Source organism: Neolewinella maritima (genome assembly GCF_923081025.1).
GTDB classification, from domain to species: domain Bacteria; phylum Bacteroidota; class Bacteroidia; order Chitinophagales; family Saprospiraceae; genus Neolewinella; species Neolewinella maritima.
The window spans coordinates 1036088-1052171 of sequence record NZ_CAKLPZ010000001.1 but is presented as its reverse complement, the minus strand read 5'-3'; the positions used below and the strand labels follow the sequence as shown (position 1 = coordinate 1052171).

Sequence of the window (16084 nt, the reverse complement as noted above, 5' to 3'; positions counted from 1 at the left end):
ACGGCAAGGTAGTCAAGTCGGGCGGGGCCGCGGGATGAAAAAAGGTGGCGGGGGCCTCCCGATATTCACGCTGGTATTCCAATAGCAGTTCAGTATATTAGCCTAGGAACGCGCCGGTAGTGCATTACCGGCCCTTTCGTTTGATACTACACCCCGCTTTCTGATCACCTACCTAATACCAATACGCTATGGCCTACTTTACCCGATCGTGTTTACTAGTAGCGGTGTGCCTCTGCTGCGCTACCGTACTCCCGGCGCAGGGCGGGAACTTCAATTTCCTGACGGGTGTGTACATCGAACCCGAATGCCTCAACCTACACGGCACCAACTTCTTCGTGGGTACCGACGTACTGGCCTCCCAGGAGCGCTACGTCGCCTACCAAAAGCCGCCCGGCGATATGCCGCCCGACACCCAGTTCTTCCGTCGCTCGATCGACATCGGCAACCTGTCCGACCTGGACATTCCCGATATCGACCTGGGTAGCCTTGGCATCCCCCCCGATCTGGACGTCAGTCTCCTCCTCCCTTTGATCAACCTGCTGCGCATCGACGTTTACGGCCGCCTGCGGGCCACCGAATCCAGCGAGAGCTACCTCATGGTGCGCGTCAACGAGCAGGACTGGTTCACCTTCCAGGGGGTCATCGAACCGACCGACGACTTCGAGTGGATCGCCGCTCCCATGCAGCTCCCGGGGCTTCGCCTGGGGGTCAATACCATCGACATTGCCATCCTGCAACGGGGCACCCAGCTCGATAAGGTCTTCCTCACCCTGACCGGAGCGGTACCCAGCGGCAAGGGCGGCGAGGCCTTCAACTGCGGCGACTTCGACTTCGAGCCCAATCTGCCCCCCATGGCCGTAGCCCGTTCCGAGCCTACGAGCGGACCAGCGCCCCTCACGGTACAGCTGGACGGCAGCGACTCCTTCGACGACGACGGCACCATCGTGAGCTACGCCTGGTCGTGGGAAGATGGCGGCAGCGCCAGCGGTCCTACCCCCATGGCCACCTTCGCTGCGCCCGGCACCTACAACGTAGCCCTGACGGTAACGGACGACTTCAATGCTACGGATACCGACACCGTAGTCGTAACGGTCACCGACCCGGCCCCCGAACCGACCATGAATACCTTCTGGCTGGAGGCCGAGTGTGCCACCGTGGGCGAGGCCTGGGAGACGGTCCTCACCGAGCAGGCCAGCGCCAACCAGGCGGTATCGGCTACCACGACCTCCCGCATGGCGGTTCCCGATGACGTACCTGCTAACCGCGTCCGCTTCGCGGTACCCAATGCCGAGGCGGGGATGTACAGCCTCTTCGCCCGGGTCAACGCGCCGGACGGACTGAACGATTCCTACTACGTGCGCATCAACGACGGGGAATGGTACAGCTGGAGCAGCGGCTTTCCGCAGGGGCAGGGCTACCGCTGGAAGCAGTACCCCGACGGACCAATCACCCTGGAAGGCGGTACCAACTTCATCGACTTCGCCTTCCGCGAGGCCGGCACGGAACTGGACAAGCTGCACCTGAACATGACCGGCGAGGCTCCTCCGGTGACCAGCTTCGGCGACGTAGCTACCAACTGCGACGACCAAGAGGACGCAGCCACCGTGTTTGCCCTGGAAGCCGAGTGCGGTATCCGCGGACCCGGCATGGGCTGGCAACCCTATACCGCACCGACGGCCTCCAATGACAAGGCCATGGTGTACGTGGGCCTGCGCGACAAGTTCGAGCCGGTGAACCCCGATCCGAAGCGTACTCTGACGTTCACCATCGACGTCACGGTACCCACCACCTACTACGGCTTCGTACGCCTGAATGCCCCCGATGTGGGCAGCAACTCCTTCTGGTTGCAGGTAGACGGCGGAGACTATATCCTGATGGGCAACGAGCTGGACGGCAGCGCCCTGCTGACCAATGGCTTCGAGTGGCGCACGCTGGCCGACGCCGGCACCCAGGTGTCGTTCGATCTGGGTGTAGGTCCGCACACCGTGACCATCGTACACCGTGAGTCGAACACCCGACTGGACAAGCTGCTCTTCCGGGCCACGAATACCGTACCGCAGGGGCTAGGCCGCGCGGCCACTAACTGCACGGGAGGCCCACCACCGGTCGTCACCCTGCCGGGAGGACCGGAACTTCCCGCCCTAAAGACAGCACAGGCCGACGCGCCGGAGGTATCCGTCTACCCCAACCCCACCACCGCCGCGCTCACCCTCGACCTGACGAGTGGATACGCCGGTCGGGTAGTGGTACGGCTGACCGACTTCACCGGCCGGCAGCTACGCAACCTCGCCTTCGATAAGGCAGGCGATCAGCTGCGGGAAACGCTCGACGTGAGTGACCTCGCCCCCGGCATGTACCAGCTACAGCTACTGGAGGGTGATCGTATGACGGTCCGGCAGTTCGTAAAGCAGTAAGTCAGTACAGACCTGCACCCCCTCAACAGGGCCGCTTTCCTTGGGGAGGCGGCCCCGCTTTTGTTGACCCTCATCGCACCTGCGGCCGCGCTCTACCTCCTACCCAAATGGGCTTCGCAAAAAAGTTTTCCCCCGTATGCTGTGGATAACTTTTTGTTTGAAAAAGGTGTTTTCTGGGTACCTTGTCGGGGCCAAAATAGTCCGCTAGATGCCCGAATTCTGCCACCTCCACTGTCATACCCAGTACTCGCTACTCGATGGCGCGTCGGAGATCGGTACGATGATGGACAAGGCGCAGGCTGACGGACAAAAGGGGGTGGCCCTAACCGATCACGGCAATATGTTCGGTGCCTTTAAGTTCGTCGCTGAGGCCGATAAGCGGGGCATTAAGCCGATGGTGGGCTGCGAATTTTACCTGGTAGACGACCGCCGCGTGCAGGCCTTTAGCCGCGCCAAGGGCGAGAAAGACAAGCGCTACCACCAGCTGATGCTGGCCAAAAACAAGACCGGCTATCAGAACCTGGCCAAGCTGTGCAGCCTGGGCTACATCGAGGGGCTGTACGGCAAGTACCCCCGTATCGATAAGGAGTTGCTGGTACAGTATAGCGAGGGGGTCATCGCCAGTAGTTGCTGCATCGGTGCCGAGATTCCGCAGCTGCTCATCCAGGGCAAGGATGAGGAGGCGGAGATCGCCCTCAAGTGGTGGCTCGATGTATTCGGCGAGGACTACTACATCGAGCTGCAACGGCACCGCGGACTGGATAATATCGACAAGCTCGGCGTCAGTCAGGAAGACATCAACCAGAAGCTGCTCGGCCTGGCCCGCAAGCACAACGTGAAGGTGATCGCCACCAACGACTCCCACTACGTGGAGGAGGAGGATTTCATGCCCCACGATATCCTGCTGTGCGTCAATACCGGTAGCCTGAAGGAGGATATGAGCCGCTTTCGCTTTCCGAGCTCCGACTTCTACTTCAAGTCGCAGCAGGAGATGTCGAAGCTCTTTCTCGACGTGCCCGATGCCGTGGCCAACACCATGGAGATCTACGACAAGGTCGAGCACCTGAAGCTGACCAGCGACGTACTGCTGCCCAACTTCCCCATGCCGGCCGGCTTCAAGACGCAGGACGACTACCTGCGCTACCTCACCTACGAGGGGGCCAAGAAGCGCTACGGCGAGCTCTCGGCCGTCGTGACGGAGCGGCTGGATTTCGAGCTGTCCGTCATCAAGGCCTCGGGCTACCCAGGCTACTTCCTGATCGTGCAGGACTTCACCGACGCGGCCCGCAAGATGGGCGTCAGCGTAGGCCCCGGCCGGGGATCGGCCGCCGGATCGGCCGTCGCCTACTGTACGGGGATCACCAATATCGACCCCATCAAGTACGACCTGCTCTTCGAGCGCTTCCTCAATCCGGAGCGGGTGTCGATGCCCGATATCGATATCGACTTCGACGACGTAGGCCGCCAGAAGGTGATCGACTACGTGATCGACAAGTACGGACAGCAGCAGGTGGCCCAGATCATCACTTATGGTACCATGGCCGCGCGCTCGAGTCTGCGCGACGTAGGGCGGGTTATGGACGTGCCCCTGCACGAGGTCGATAAGGTGGCTAAGTCGTTCCCCACCCAGCTCGGCGCCACCCTGCGCGACGTGCTGGCCCCGAAGGACATCCACCCCAAGCTCAAGTCTAAGCTCAACAGTGACGATAAGGAGAAGGCCTACCAGTTTCGGCAACTGGCCGATCAGCAGGACGAGATCGGCGAGCTGATCCGCACGGCCGCCAAGCTGGAGGGCAGCATCCGCAATACCGGCGTGCACGCCTGTGGGGTGGTGATCACCCCTACCCCGGTGACCGACCACGTGCCCGTCACGGCCGATAAGGAGACCGGCATGTACATCAGTCAGTTCGACAACTCCGTAGCGGAGATCGCCGGCCTGCTCAAGATGGACTTCCTGGGCCTGAAGACGCTGAGCATCATCAAGGATGCCCTGACCATGGTGCGGGACAACCACGGCGTAGACATCGACATCGACGCCATCCCCCTCGACGACAAACTGACCTACGAGCTCTTCCAGCGGGGGGAGACGAACGCCATCTTCCAGTACGAGTCTGGCGGAATGCAGAAGCACATGAAGAACCTCAAGCCGACGACCTTCGACGACTTGATCGCCATGAACGCGCTCTACCGCCCCGGCCCCCTGGAGTACATCCCCGAGTTCATCGACCGCAAGCACGGCCGCAAGCCCATCCTGTACACCCTGGAGGCGGAAGAGCAGTACCTGAAGGAGACCTTCGGGATCTACGTCTACCAGGAGCAGATCATGCTGCTGTCGCAGTCCATCGCCGGTTTCTCCCGTGGCCAGGCCGACGTGCTGCGCAAGGCCATGGGCAAGAAACAGAAGGCGGTACTCGATAAGATGTACCCCACCTTCATCGAGGGTGGCAAGGAGAAGGGCCACCCCGAGGAAAAACTCGGTAAGATCTGGAAGGACTGGGAGGCTTTCGCCAGCTACGCCTTCAATAAGTCGCACTCCACCTGCTACGCCTTCGTGGCCTACCAGACGGCCTACCTAAAGGCCCACTACCCGGCCGAGTACATGGCCTCGGTGCTGACCCACAACCGCAGCAACCAGGAAAAACTGACCTTCTTCCTCAAGGAGTGCCGCCGCATGGAAGTGCCCGTGCTGGGCCCCGACATCAACGAGAGCCAGGCCGAGTTTGCCGTCAATAAGAAGGGGGCCATCCGCATCGGACTCACCGCGCTCAAGGGCGTCGGCGAGGGACCGGTGGAAGAGATCCTGCGGGCGCGCACCGAATGCGGTAGTCCGTTCACCTCCGTGTTCCACCTCATGCAGTGCGTGGAGCCCGGCACGGTCAACAAGCGGGTGCTGGAGGCGCTGGCGGACGCCGGCGGGTTCGACTGCTTCGATACCATCCACCGGGCGCAGTACTTCGCGCCCAGCGAGAAGTACGACAGCTACCTGGAGCACGTGACCAAGTACGCCAACGCCTACCAGAGCCAGCTGGCCTCGGCCGCCAATTCGCTGTTCGGCGATATGCAGGAGGAGATCCTGCCCGATGAGCCCTCCCCCCCCGAGGCCCGGGAGTGGAACCTGCCCGAGAAGCTCAACCGCGAAAAGGAGGTCACCGGCATCTACGTCAGCGGCCACCCCCTGGACGGCTACAAGCTGGAGATCGACAACTATGTTACCTGCTCCATCGGCGATCTCAATCCCGAGAAGTACGGTAAGATCACCATGCGGCTGGCCGGCATGATCAGCGGCTCGCGCCACATGGTGAGCAAGAATGGCAACGGCTGGGGCATCTTCGAGCTCAGCGACTTCGACGACATGATCGAGTTCAAGCTGTTCGGCGAGGACTACGAGAAGTACAAGCACGTGCTCAGTCAGGGCAAGGCCGTATTCGTCAAGGCCAACTACCGCCAGAAGTGGAACAGCGAGGAGGTAGAGGTCAATATCAGTGAAGTAAAATTACTAGAAGGTATCGGACGCGAACTCACGGAGGCCATCGTCCTCAAACTCCCCCTACGCGACCTCAGCGCCCAGCTCGTCGCCGATCTCGACACCCTCTGTGCCAAGTACAAGGGGCAGCAAAAGCTCCGTATGGTCTTCTACGACGCCGAGGAAGACATCAAGCTCAAGATGGTCAGCCGCGAGCGCCTCGTCGACGCCGACACCGACTTCATCAACGGCATCGAGCGACTCGGCATCAAGTACCGGGTAGCCTAAACACAGCAGCGACCCCACCGTATCTATCGGGCGGGATCGCTGGTGCAACGTCCATTCCTGTATGGTCGCTACTGGTAGCCCGGGTTTTGGGGATAGCCCCCCAGGGTGCGGTCGATCTGGTCCTGCGGGATGGGCCGCAGGACGTGAAAATCCTTGATGTTAGGCGCGGCCTGTTCGTTGTACTGCTGTACGCGCTCTACCAGGGTCATGGTGCGGGTCAGGTCGAACCAGCGGTGCCCCTCACCCACCAGCTCCCGGGCGCGCTCATCGAGCAAAAAATCCAGGTCGACCTGGTCGGCGGTGACCTGGTTGGCTTCTTCCTGTCCTTCGACCGCGGCGCGGGTGCGGATCACGTTGATGTCCTCCGCGGCACCTTCCCGGTCACCTTGCTGTAGGCGGGCTTCGGCCCGCAGTAGGTAGGCATCACCCAATCGCATGAGGACGTAGTCGCGCTGCCCCTGCGTATGCTGCCGGTTGGGCCGCGTGGGGTCGAGCCACTTGCTCAGCGTTGGGAACAGGCGCTCGGTGTATTCGTCACTGGTGATCACCTGGTAGCGGGTCGCGGCCTGCCGCTCCTGCGGCCAGGCATCCTCCAGCTGGGGACCGGGGATGTAGATCGCCGTATCACCGGGCTGGAATTTGGGCTGTCCCTCCCCCCCGTAGCCGGCAGCGGCTTCCTCGGCGGTGTAGGTGGGGATGGTGCCCTCGTTATTGGCCAGCCAGACGGATTTGAAGGAGCCGTCGTAGCGGGTATCGACCGAGCGGTCCCAGAGTTGCAGGGTGTAGGGCGTGGGCCGGAAGCGCTTCCAGGGCCGTCCGTTCGCGATGTCCCGCGTCAGGCCGGGCTGGTTATCGTATTCCATCAGGAAGTAAAGGTGACCGCGGTTGCCGTTGCCGTCCAGTCCCTCGTCGACCTGTGTCTTCGAATTTTGGATGGCCCAGACCACTTCGGCGTTGCGCTCGTTGGTGATTTCCCAGAGGTCGGCATAGTTATCCAGCAGGCGGAAGCCATAGTTTTCGATCACGTTGGTGAACAGCTGCTCGGCCCGGCTGGCGTCGTCGCCCTGCGCGTAGTCGGTGTAACTGCGGGTGAGCAGCACCTTACCGAGTAGGAACTCGGCGGCGGGTTTAGTGGCCCGGCCGTAGTCGGACTGCTCGTCCGGAAGGTTGGCGATGGCGAATTCCAGATCGGGTACGATGGCCTGGAGGTACACCTCGGAGGCTGCCGTGCGGTTGGCGGTGACCTCTACCCCCTGGGTCTCCTCCAGTGTCAGGTGCACATCGCCGTAGAAGCGTACCAGGTCGAAGTAGTACAGCGCGCGCAGGAAGCGGACCTCCGCCACGCGGGCGGTTTTCTCCTCCTCCGTGAGGCCCTCCAGGGCGGGTGCCCGGTCTACCACGGCGTTGGCCTGGTTGATGCCGCGGTAAAGATCGCGCCAGGTGCCCTCGATGACGTTGTCGGTGGGGTTCAGCTGGCCGTCGTAGAGGTTGATCCCCTTGAAGCTACCATCGGCGCCGTTGGTATAGGTATCGGTGCCGAACACGGTCATGGTATAGCCGCGCTCCACGCCGTAAAACGGCTTGGTAAAGGAGTAGACGGCCTTGACCGCGTCCTCAAAGCCGGCCGGCGTGGGATAGTAGGTATCCGAGGAGACGGTACTGATCAGCTCTTCTTCCAGGTAACTGTCGCAGGAAGGGAGTGCGAATACCAGGGTACCCGCAACAAGCATAAATATAAGCGTACGAATAGTCATGGTGCGATGGGATTAGAAGGTGGCACGAATGCCGCCGAGGAAGATTTTGGTGCTGGGAATAACGTCGTCGATCTCCGGATCGAAGCTGTCGTACTTGGAGGCAAACCAGAGGTTCTGTCCGGACATATATACCCGCAGGCGGCTCAGGCCCAGCCGGCCCACGAAGGAGTCGGGCAGGTTGTAGCCCAGCTGTACGTTGCGCAGCTTGACGAAGCTGCCGTCGAAGTAGGTCAGGGTCGAGACGTTGCGCGGCCGCTCCTGATTTTCGTTCGGCCGCGGATTGGCGTTGCTGGGGTTGTCGATGGTCCAGTAGTCCACGTCCAGGTTGTTGTAGCGTCCGAAGAGGTTGTTATTGCCATTGTGAAACCGGCTGCTGATGGTCTGTCCCTGCCGGAAGAAGACGAAGACGGTCAGCTCCAGTCCGCGGTACGAGAAGCGGTTCGTGATGCCCCCCAGGAAGTCGGGCACTTCGGAGCCGATCACGAGGCGGTCATCGGGTGTGATCACCCCGTCGCCGTCGATATCGTCCAGTTTGATCTCTCCGGGTTCCTTGGCCTCGCGGACCTCGGCGATGTCCGCCTCGTCGGCCTGGTAAATGCCGATCTTGCGGTAGTCGTAAAAAGCGGTAATACTCTCGCCGATGAACCAGCCGTTACCAACGTCGTCTACGGGGTTGCCATCCTCATCTCGCAGGGCCAGTTCGGTGATCTCCTCGGTATAGCGCGAAATATTGAAGTCTACGCTCCACTGAAACCCTTCCGGCTGGGTGAACAGCGCCGCGCCGAGGGTAAACTCCGCGCCCTGCGTACGGGTAGAGCCGATGTTCTGGAACACGCTACCGTAGCCGGAGGTCGGGGGCAGGTTACGCGCCAGAAGCAGGTCGGTGGTATTGGTACGGAACAGCTCGATCGATCCGTTGAAGCGGCCGTTGAGCAGGTCGAAGTCGACGCCGAAGTTGAGAGTCTTAGAAACCTCCCAGCCGAGGTTCGGATTGGGGATATCCTGCAGGGCAAAGCCGAAGGCGGGCGACTCCCCCCAGGCGTAGACCGTGCGCTGCAGGCTACCCTGGGTCTGGTAGGGGTCGATGGCCGTATTGCCCACCTCGCCGTAGCTGGCCCGCAGTTTCAGGTCATTGATGAAGTCGATGCCGGCCATGAAGGGCTCCGCACCAATGCGCCAGCCCAGGGATACGCCCGGAAAGTAGGCCCACTTATTGCCCTCCGCCAGGCGGCTCGAGCCGTCGGCCCGCATACTGGCCTGAAACAGGTACTTGCCCTTGTAGGAGTAGTTTGCCCGGGCCATAAAGGAGGCCAGCTTCCACTCGATCAGGTTGGAGAACAGATCACCCTTCACCTCCGCCGTACCGATGTTGTAGAACAGCTGATCCTCGTAGGGCAGGTTCAGGACGGAGTTGCGGAAGTCCTCCTGTCGGAAGCTCTGGATGGACTGCAGGCCCGTAAGTCCGAGCGTGTGATCTGCGCCGAAGTCTTTATTGTAGGTCAGCAGGTTCTCCCAGGTATAGCCGAAATCCTGCACGTTGGTCGTTTCGGCATCGGAGGGGCCCCCGCGGTTATCGTTGGTCAGGCTCGCCCGGAACTCCCCCCGCCGGTAGTAGCGGATATCGGGGCCGAAGGTGGTCGTAAAGGTAAGTCCCGGTGTGATCCGGGCCTTCAGGTAGACGGGCGCGAAGAGCCGCGTGACCCGCCGCTCGTCCAGGTAGGCATTGGGCTGGATCTCGGCCAGCGGGTTGGTACGGATACCGTCATTGGTGGGCAGGAAGCGTACGCTGCCGTCCTCATTGTAGGGTATACCGAGCGGGTTATTGGCCAGGGCCTCCCCTACCGTGGCGTTGGAGCCGAAGTTCTGCAGCGAATTAGAGGCGGTAAAGGAGATACCCGCCTGGAATACATCGCTGATGGTTTGATCCAGATTGACCCGCGCGGTATAGCGGGAGAAGTCCATATTACTGATGATACCCTGCTCGTCGAAGTAGCCGAGGGATATATTGAACTGGGTGCTTTCGCTACCTCCGCGGACGCTCAGCTGGTGGTTCATCTGATTGCCGGTACCGAGTACGAGATCCTGGAAGTCGGTGCTGCGGCCCTGGGCGATGCTTTCCAGTTCGGTGGGGTCCAGAAAGACCTCCTCATCGGAGGGGATGGTCCCGTTCCAGCCCAGGCGCCGGCTCTCCCGCTTGAGGTCGGCAAACTCGGCACCGTTCATCATGTCTACGGTATTGAGCGGACTGGTCACGCCGTAATAGCCATCGTAGGATACGATGGTACGGCCCGACGAGCCGCGCTTGGTAGTGATCAGCACTACCCCGTTGGCGCCACGACTACCGTAAATGGCCGTACCGGCCGCATCCTTAAGGATCTCCATAGATTCGATATCCTGGGGATTGATATCGGCGATGGCGTTGGTACCACTAGTCTGCGGAATACCGTCGATGACGAATAGTGGGTCGTTACCGGCGGAGAGCGAGCGCCGCCCCCGGATACGGATCGTCGGGTTGGCGCCGGGCCGGCCGCCGGCGCTCACGATGTCTACGCCGGCTACCTGCCCCTGCATGGCCTGCACGCCGCTGGCGGTAGCGATCTCGGTGATCTGCTCCGATTCCAGACTGGAAATGGAGGCGGTAACGTCGCGTTTACGCTGGATACCGTAGCCTACTACGACGATCTCGTCGAGGGTTTCGGAGTCTTCGAGCATGACGATCTTTACTTCGGTAAGGTTACCGAGCTGAATGATCTGGCTGGCGTAGCCGGTATAGGTCACTACGAGGTGGGGATCTTCCCCCGTGACGTCCAGGGAGAACAGCCCGTCTACATCGGTGACCGTACCCGTGGTAGTGCCTTCCTGGATGACGGTGGCTCCGATGAGGGGCTCGCCGCTTTCGTCCGTAATGACACCGGTAATCAGGATAACGGGTAGCTCGGCGGGCGGTGGGGGCAGGGGCGAGGATACCGCCATCAGCGTAGCGCAGCCCGCCGTGAGACAGAGTAGCAAAAGTCGTTGCATGATGTTGATTAAATTATGGTGATACAAACTAGTGCGTCGCCGCAGCGAACAATTGAATGTACTGATAAAATTTAATTCAACCGGTTTAATTTTTATGTAAAGCCTTTTATACAGGTTATAAATTGCTAATCTACATATACCGCACCTGCGTACCCGCCCGATTGAGCAGGTCGGTTCGCATGGTGTACCGCCCCGTGACCTCCCCGTCGCGTATGCTGCCCCAACGGGCGACTATTCCGGGCAAACGGTAGATCGTAGGTCCGCCGGGCGGCTGCTTCCCCGTACATTAGCAGTCTCCCCCCCCCTAGCGAGCTACGCGCATGACTCAATTTTTTCAGCGGCACAAAAAGATTATCCTACACGCTGCCTTCTGGATGGTGTACGCTTCGCTCTTCCTCTACACGATCAGTTTCGGTAAGGACGGGGAGCCCAACTGGGGCCGGCTCGTATCGGACGGCAGCTTTCACGTGCTGGCGCTACTGTCCATCTCCTACCTCAACTACTTCTACTTTCTGCCCCGCCTGATCCGCCGCCAGGAACTGGGCCGCTACCTGCTCAGTTTCGGTGCGGTATTCATCGGGTTTAGCTTCCTGTTCCTGTACGGTAAGCAGCTCATTCTGCGCGCCTACTTTCCGGATAGCGACTGGATGTACTCCCCCCGCTTTGTGGTCAATGTGATCATGAGCGGCTTTTTTGCCGTGGTCTGCGTGGGTCTGCTGCGCTTCGTGGAGGACTACTTCGAGCTGGAGGCCCGCCGCAAGGAGCTCGAAAACCAGCAACTGAGCAGCGAGTTGCAGTTCCTCAAGGCGCAGATCAACCCCCACTTCCTGTTCAACACCCTCAACAACCTGTACTACCTGGCCGTCAACCAGAGCCCCCGCACGCCGGACGTGATCGCCAAGCTCTCCAGTATGATGCGCTACATGCTGCACGACAGCAACCACCCCCTGGTACCGCTGGAGCGCGAGATCGAGTACATCGAGAACTACCTGAGTCTGGAACGGCTGCGGCTGGAGGACCGCATCCCCATCACCTTCGAAGTAGCCGGCGCGGTGGAGGGCGTACGCATCGCCCCTCTGATCCTGATCACTTTCCTGGAGAACGCCTTCAAGCACGGCGTGAGCGGGGCGGGCGACGACGTATTCATCACCGTGCGCCTGGACGTCAATGCCGGCAGCTGCCACTACCAGGTCACGAACAGCAAGCTGGCCGCCAGCAACAAGACGCTGCCCGAAAAATCCGGCATCGGACTACAGAACGTGCGCCGCCGGCTCGAACTCAGCTACCCCGAACGCTACGTGCTGCATACGGACGACACCGAAGACCGCTACCGCGTAGACCTCCAACTCCAACTCACGTGACCCCTCCCCCGCCGCCGCCGCTCAGTTGCCTGGTCGTCGACGACGAACCCATGGCCCGTGCCCTCCTCGAGCAGTACATCGGCCGGCTGCCCAGCCTGACCCTGGCTGGCTCGCTGGGAAGTCCCGTCAAGGCCCTCCAACGGCTACAGACTGACCCGCCGGACGTGGTCTTCCTGGACGTGCAGATGCCCGAGTTGACCGGCATCAGTCTGCTGCGGGTACTCAAGACCAAGCCGGCCGTAGTACTCACCACCGCCTATGCCGACTACGCCATCGAGGGCTACGAACTCGACGTCACCGATTACCTGCTCAAGCCCATCACTTTCGAGCGCTTCCTGATGTGCGTAGATAAACTGTTGCCTACCACCACCACAGCACCGCCGGTACCGGAAGACACCCGTAATTACCTATTCGTGAAGGATGGCACGAAGTCGGTACGCGTCAGACTCGCCGACATCCAGTACATCGAGGGGCTCAAGGATTACGTGCGCATCCATACGCCCCAGCGCAACATTACTACCCTGCAGAGTCTGCGCGGGCTCGTCGAGGCGCTGCCGGCCGACCGCTTCCTGCGCACCCACCACTCCTACATCGTGGGGCTGGACTGGGTGGAGGAAGTCTCGCGCGACAGCCTGAAGATCGGGGAGACGCAGGTGCCCATCAGTGACAGCTACCGCAAGGAGGTCAGGCAGTTCGTCGAGGAGCGCTACCTGAAGTAGGGTACACCTCCGGCAGCCACCCGGTGTGTGCAGTAGTCTATCTTGATGCGCAAATACATCGCAATGCACTACCTGGTCTCCCTTCTCATCCTGTTACTTGTTGGCTGTGCCGACCGGGACGCTAGCCCCCAAGCGTCGGCAGCCACCGCGGAGCCCGCCGGACTTAAGGACGCTGCAAGCTTCCCCATCGGTGGGGCCATCAATATTCGCCGGGTAAACGAGGATGCGAAACTCCGCGCCATTACCACCACTGAATTCAACAGCATCACGTCGACCAACGACATGAAAATGTACCGCATCGCGGCCAGGGAGGGGCAGCTCGACTTTGCGCGGGCGGATTCGACCGTTGCCTTTGCCGAGGCGCAAGGTATGCGCATGTTCGGTCACGCCCTGGTATGGCACTACGGTCTGCCGGACCATATTGCCGGTCTGCAGGGTGCTGCGATGGCGGATTTTCTTACGGCGTACATCGATACCGTGGTCAACCACTTCCGGGGCCGGATCGACGGCTGGGACGTAGTCAACGAGGTGCTCGATACGAAAGGCGGCGGCATGCGGCGGTCGCCCTTTTACCAACAGCTGGGTACGGACTACATCGGCCTGGCTTTCCGCACCGCCCGGCGGGCCGATCCGGACGCAAAGCTATTCATCAACGACTTCGGCACGGAGCGCGATACGGCTAAGGTCACCGGTCTGCTAGCCCTGGTAGACTCCCTGCGCGGGGCCGGGGTACCCATCGACGGCATCGGCCTGCAGTGGCACCAGCAGATGGGTGACGATACGGCGGTGGTACGCAGCACGCTCCGGCGGGCGGCGGCTACCGGCCTGCTCATTCACGTCTCGGAGCTCGACCTGATCTTCAACACCCACAACGACGAGGCCGGTGGCGGGACGGAGCACGTACAGGCCGTCACCCCGGCCATGCTCGAGCAGCAGGCCGAGCGCTACGAGGCCCTCGCGCGGATCTACCGGCAGGAGGTACCCGCGCCGCAGCAATACGGGATCACCTTCTGGGACTTTACGGATCGCGATACCTGGATCAAGGGCTTCTTCGATATGGGTGACTGGCCCACGGTGTACGACGAGAACCTGGAGCGTAAGCCGGCCTACTTCGGCTTCCGGCGGGGACTACAGTAATAAAAGGACGGCGGGCCAGTGTGTACCGGTCCGCCGTAGCCTGGATAAAGGTTCATAGTATTTCAAACGCGTCTCTCAGAAATCTATAAACATAGTCGTGGTATCCCCCACAGGAAGTAGCCCTCAGGGGTACGTACGCCCTAAAGACTACGCCCCGGGAGGGCGGTCACATGGTCCACGAAAATATATTTTAGGCTAAGCCGCAGGGTCCTCCACCACCAGGACGGGGTGGGTGATGAAGAGCTGGGTGGGTAGGATCAGCGTCTCGGTAGGACTCACCTGCAGGGTGATGGACAGCCCCGACATGGCCGTGATCCGGCCCCGCTGCCCGTCCACTTCTACGAGCTGACCAACGCGCACCGTGCGCCGGGTGAAGTAGCCCGCCAGGATATTGGTCAGTACGTGGCGACTCGCCAGTCCGTAGGCAATCGCGGCGGCCAGCATGATGGCCCCCACGATGACCAGCATATTGGAGGTGATGATGCTGGTATCTACCCCACCCTGCTCCAGGGCGGTAAGGGTGACGATCACCAGCAGCAGATAATACACGACCGAAGAGACGATACGGCCCGCACTGATGCCCAGACTAGAGGTAGCTCCGCGGATTACGTCGCGGATAAAGGTGGCGATGTAGAAGCCTACTACGAAGAAGATCAGGGCGGACAGCAGCCTGGGCAGGTACGCCAGCAGCTTACTGATCTCCGTACTGACGGCCGTCCAGCCTACCGTATCGGCCGCGGTGATCACTACGATCAGCATGAGCAGGTAGTACAGCAGGCGGCCGAGTAGCACCGAGGCGCTATCCTGTACACTGGCCTTATGGAGTAGGTCGGTAATGCCGGAGCGCTCCGCCAGCCGGTCAAAGCGCGTAGCGCGTAGCACCCGGGCCAGTCCGCGGGCCAGTAGCCGCGCGATGAGCCAGCCCACTAACAGGATGAACACGGCAGCCAGAAGGCGGGGCAGCACCGCCAGGGCGGAGCGGGCCATGCCCTCCAGGCTATCGAGAAACAGGTAGGTGTAGCCGCTGGATTCATTCATGGGTGGGGGGAGCTTGTCGTTCGGTGGGTGGTGGCGGGGGTGACGGGTGACCTTCCCCGGTGGGGTCTTCGAGCAGGTCGATGAACTCCGCAGCGGTGCCGATCAGGGTACCGGTGAAGAGAGCGCCGACCTCCCCGATCGTATCGAGCAGGTCGAGGGTGCGAAACACCTCCTTTTTAAGGTCCGGCGGCGGGGCGCTCGTGGCCCGCCGCTGGCTGGCCAGTTGCTGCAGTCGGGCTTCCAGCAGCAGATCCATGGTGTTCTTAGGCATGTGACAGTCCGTTGAGCAGTTTGGCGAGGCGTTCCCGACAGCGCAGCAGACGCATCTTCACCGCACTTTCCGAGAGTTGTAAAATAGCGGCGATCTGCTTGACGCTCATCGCCTCCTGGTACTTGAGGGTCAGCAACACTTCATCTTCCCGGGGCAGTCGCTTGAGTAGCCGGTCGAGCTGATCGAGCTGCAGGTCGTGCAGCAGCTTCTCGTGCAGTGCATCCTGGCTGCCGTCGACGGCATCGACCGATTCCTCCATCGTATCGAAGCGCAGTCGCTTGGCCTTCTTCAGGTGAGATACGCAGTGGTTGTAGGTAATGGCGTAGATCCAGAACGACAGATCGGCATTCCCCTGGTACTTGTGCAGGTTGGTGAACACCTTGATGAACACATCGTGGGCCAGGTCCTGGGCCTGACTGGCATCGCGCACCATACCCAGGCACTTGTAGTACACCCGATCCTGGTAGCGGCGGTAGAGCTCATTGAGGTACGCGCGTTTGCCGTCCAGAATGACCGCCACCAGCTCGCGATCGGTCAGGCCGGCGGCAGCGGCGGGGGGCACGGCAGTGGGCGAGGAATACGTCATTGGGGTAGGCTAAAGATAGTACGCTAGCCGCG

10 protein-coding genes are annotated in these 16084 nt (G+C 61.1%); 5 read left to right on the top strand and 5 right to left on the bottom strand.

Annotated features, from left to right (window positions below; translation table 11 throughout):
- The first annotated feature begins 188 nt into the window (after positions 1 to 188).
- Both MJQ68_RS04240 and dnaE read left to right on the top strand, forming a co-directional pair.
- Positions 189 to 2414 (top strand): T9SS type A sorting domain-containing protein, encoded by a 2226-nt coding sequence (locus MJQ68_RS04240; RefSeq protein ID WP_238749736.1) that lies wholly within the window; start codon positions 189 to 191, stop codon positions 2412 to 2414.
- 208 nt (positions 2415 to 2622) lie between these two features.
- A complete protein-coding gene (gene dnaE / locus MJQ68_RS04235; protein ID WP_238749735.1) occupies positions 2623 to 6165 on the top strand; it encodes a DNA polymerase III subunit alpha in 3543 nt (1180 codons plus the stop codon).
- Between the two features lie 68 nt (positions 6166 to 6233).
- Here dnaE and MJQ68_RS04230 read toward each other — a convergent pair whose 3' ends face one another.
- Together MJQ68_RS04230 and MJQ68_RS04225 are read right to left on the bottom strand one after the other, a co-directional pair.
- On the bottom strand, positions 6234 to 7919 hold the full coding sequence (locus MJQ68_RS04230) for a RagB/SusD family nutrient uptake outer membrane protein (protein WP_238749734.1): 1686 nt from the start codon (positions 7917 to 7919) through the stop codon (positions 6234 to 6236).
- Between the two features lie 12 nt (positions 7920 to 7931).
- A complete protein-coding gene (locus MJQ68_RS04225; protein WP_238749733.1) occupies positions 7932 to 10940 on the bottom strand; it encodes a SusC/RagA family TonB-linked outer membrane protein in 3009 nt (1002 codons plus the stop codon).
- 320 nt (positions 10941 to 11260) lie between these two features.
- Here MJQ68_RS04225 and MJQ68_RS04220 point away from each other — a divergent pair, with 320 nt between their 5' ends.
- Genes MJQ68_RS04220 through MJQ68_RS04210 form a run of 3 tightly spaced genes read left to right on the top strand, consistent with a single transcriptional unit; the run spans position 11261 to position 14157 of the window.
- Complete coding sequence (locus MJQ68_RS04220; RefSeq protein WP_238749732.1) at positions 11261 to 12301, top strand: sensor histidine kinase; 1041 nt, start codon at positions 11261 to 11263, stop codon at positions 12299 to 12301.
- Positions 12298 to 13020, top strand: coding sequence for a LytR/AlgR family response regulator transcription factor (locus MJQ68_RS04215; RefSeq protein WP_238749731.1), 723 nt, complete (start codon positions 12298 to 12300; stop codon positions 13018 to 13020). Before MJQ68_RS04220 ends, MJQ68_RS04215 begins: the two co-directional genes overlap by 4 nt.
- A gap of 45 nt (positions 13021 to 13065) precedes the next feature.
- A complete protein-coding gene (locus MJQ68_RS04210; RefSeq protein ID WP_238749730.1) occupies positions 13066 to 14157 on the top strand; it encodes an endo-1,4-beta-xylanase in 1092 nt (363 codons plus the stop codon).
- Positions 14158 to 14352: 195 nt separating this feature from the next.
- Here the strand turns inward: MJQ68_RS04210 and MJQ68_RS04205 are convergent, their stop codons facing one another.
- From MJQ68_RS04205 to MJQ68_RS04195, 3 genes are read right to left on the bottom strand one after another with little or no spacing between them, the layout of a single operon-like run.
- Positions 14353 to 15195: a mechanosensitive ion channel family protein gene (locus tag MJQ68_RS04205; protein WP_238749729.1), complete on the bottom strand. Its 843-nt coding sequence runs from the start codon at positions 15193 to 15195 to the stop codon at positions 14353 to 14355.
- Entirely contained in the window at positions 15188 to 15466 is a 279-nt protein-coding gene (locus MJQ68_RS04200) for a hypothetical protein (RefSeq protein WP_238749728.1), read from the bottom strand. The genes MJQ68_RS04205 and MJQ68_RS04200 overlap by 8 nt, the downstream gene beginning before the upstream one ends.
- Positions 15459 to 16052 (bottom strand): RNA polymerase sigma factor, encoded by a 594-nt coding sequence (locus MJQ68_RS04195; RefSeq protein WP_238749727.1) that lies wholly within the window; start codon positions 16050 to 16052, stop codon positions 15459 to 15461. Before MJQ68_RS04195 ends, MJQ68_RS04200 begins: the two co-directional genes overlap by 8 nt.
- Positions 16053 to 16084: the final 32 nt, after the last annotated feature.

Coding starts and splice junctions, on each gene's coding strand:
- MJQ68_RS04210 (WP_238749730.1), top strand. CDS start 13,066: ATGCGCAAATACATCGCAATGCACTACCTGGTCTCCCTTCTCATCCTG.
- MJQ68_RS04230 (WP_238749734.1), bottom strand. CDS start 7,919: ATGACTATTCGTACGCTTATATTTATGCTTGTTGCGGGTACCCTGGTA.
- MJQ68_RS04220 (WP_238749732.1), top strand. CDS start 11,261: ATGACTCAATTTTTTCAGCGGCACAAAAAGATTATCCTACACGCTGCC.
- MJQ68_RS04240 (WP_238749736.1), top strand. CDS start 189: ATGGCCTACTTTACCCGATCGTGTTTACTAGTAGCGGTGTGCCTCTGC.
- MJQ68_RS04225 (WP_238749733.1), bottom strand. CDS start 10,940: ATGCAACGACTTTTGCTACTCTGTCTCACGGCGGGCTGCGCTACGCTG.
- MJQ68_RS04195 (WP_238749727.1), bottom strand. CDS start 16,052: ATGACGTATTCCTCGCCCACTGCCGTGCCCCCCGCCGCTGCCGCCGGC.
- MJQ68_RS04200 (WP_238749728.1), bottom strand. CDS start 15,466: ATGCCTAAGAACACCATGGATCTGCTGCTGGAAGCCCGACTGCAGCAA.
- dnaE (WP_238749735.1), top strand. CDS start 2,623: ATGCCCGAATTCTGCCACCTCCACTGTCATACCCAGTACTCGCTACTC.
- MJQ68_RS04205 (WP_238749729.1), bottom strand. CDS start 15,195: ATGAATGAATCCAGCGGCTACACCTACCTGTTTCTCGATAGCCTGGAG.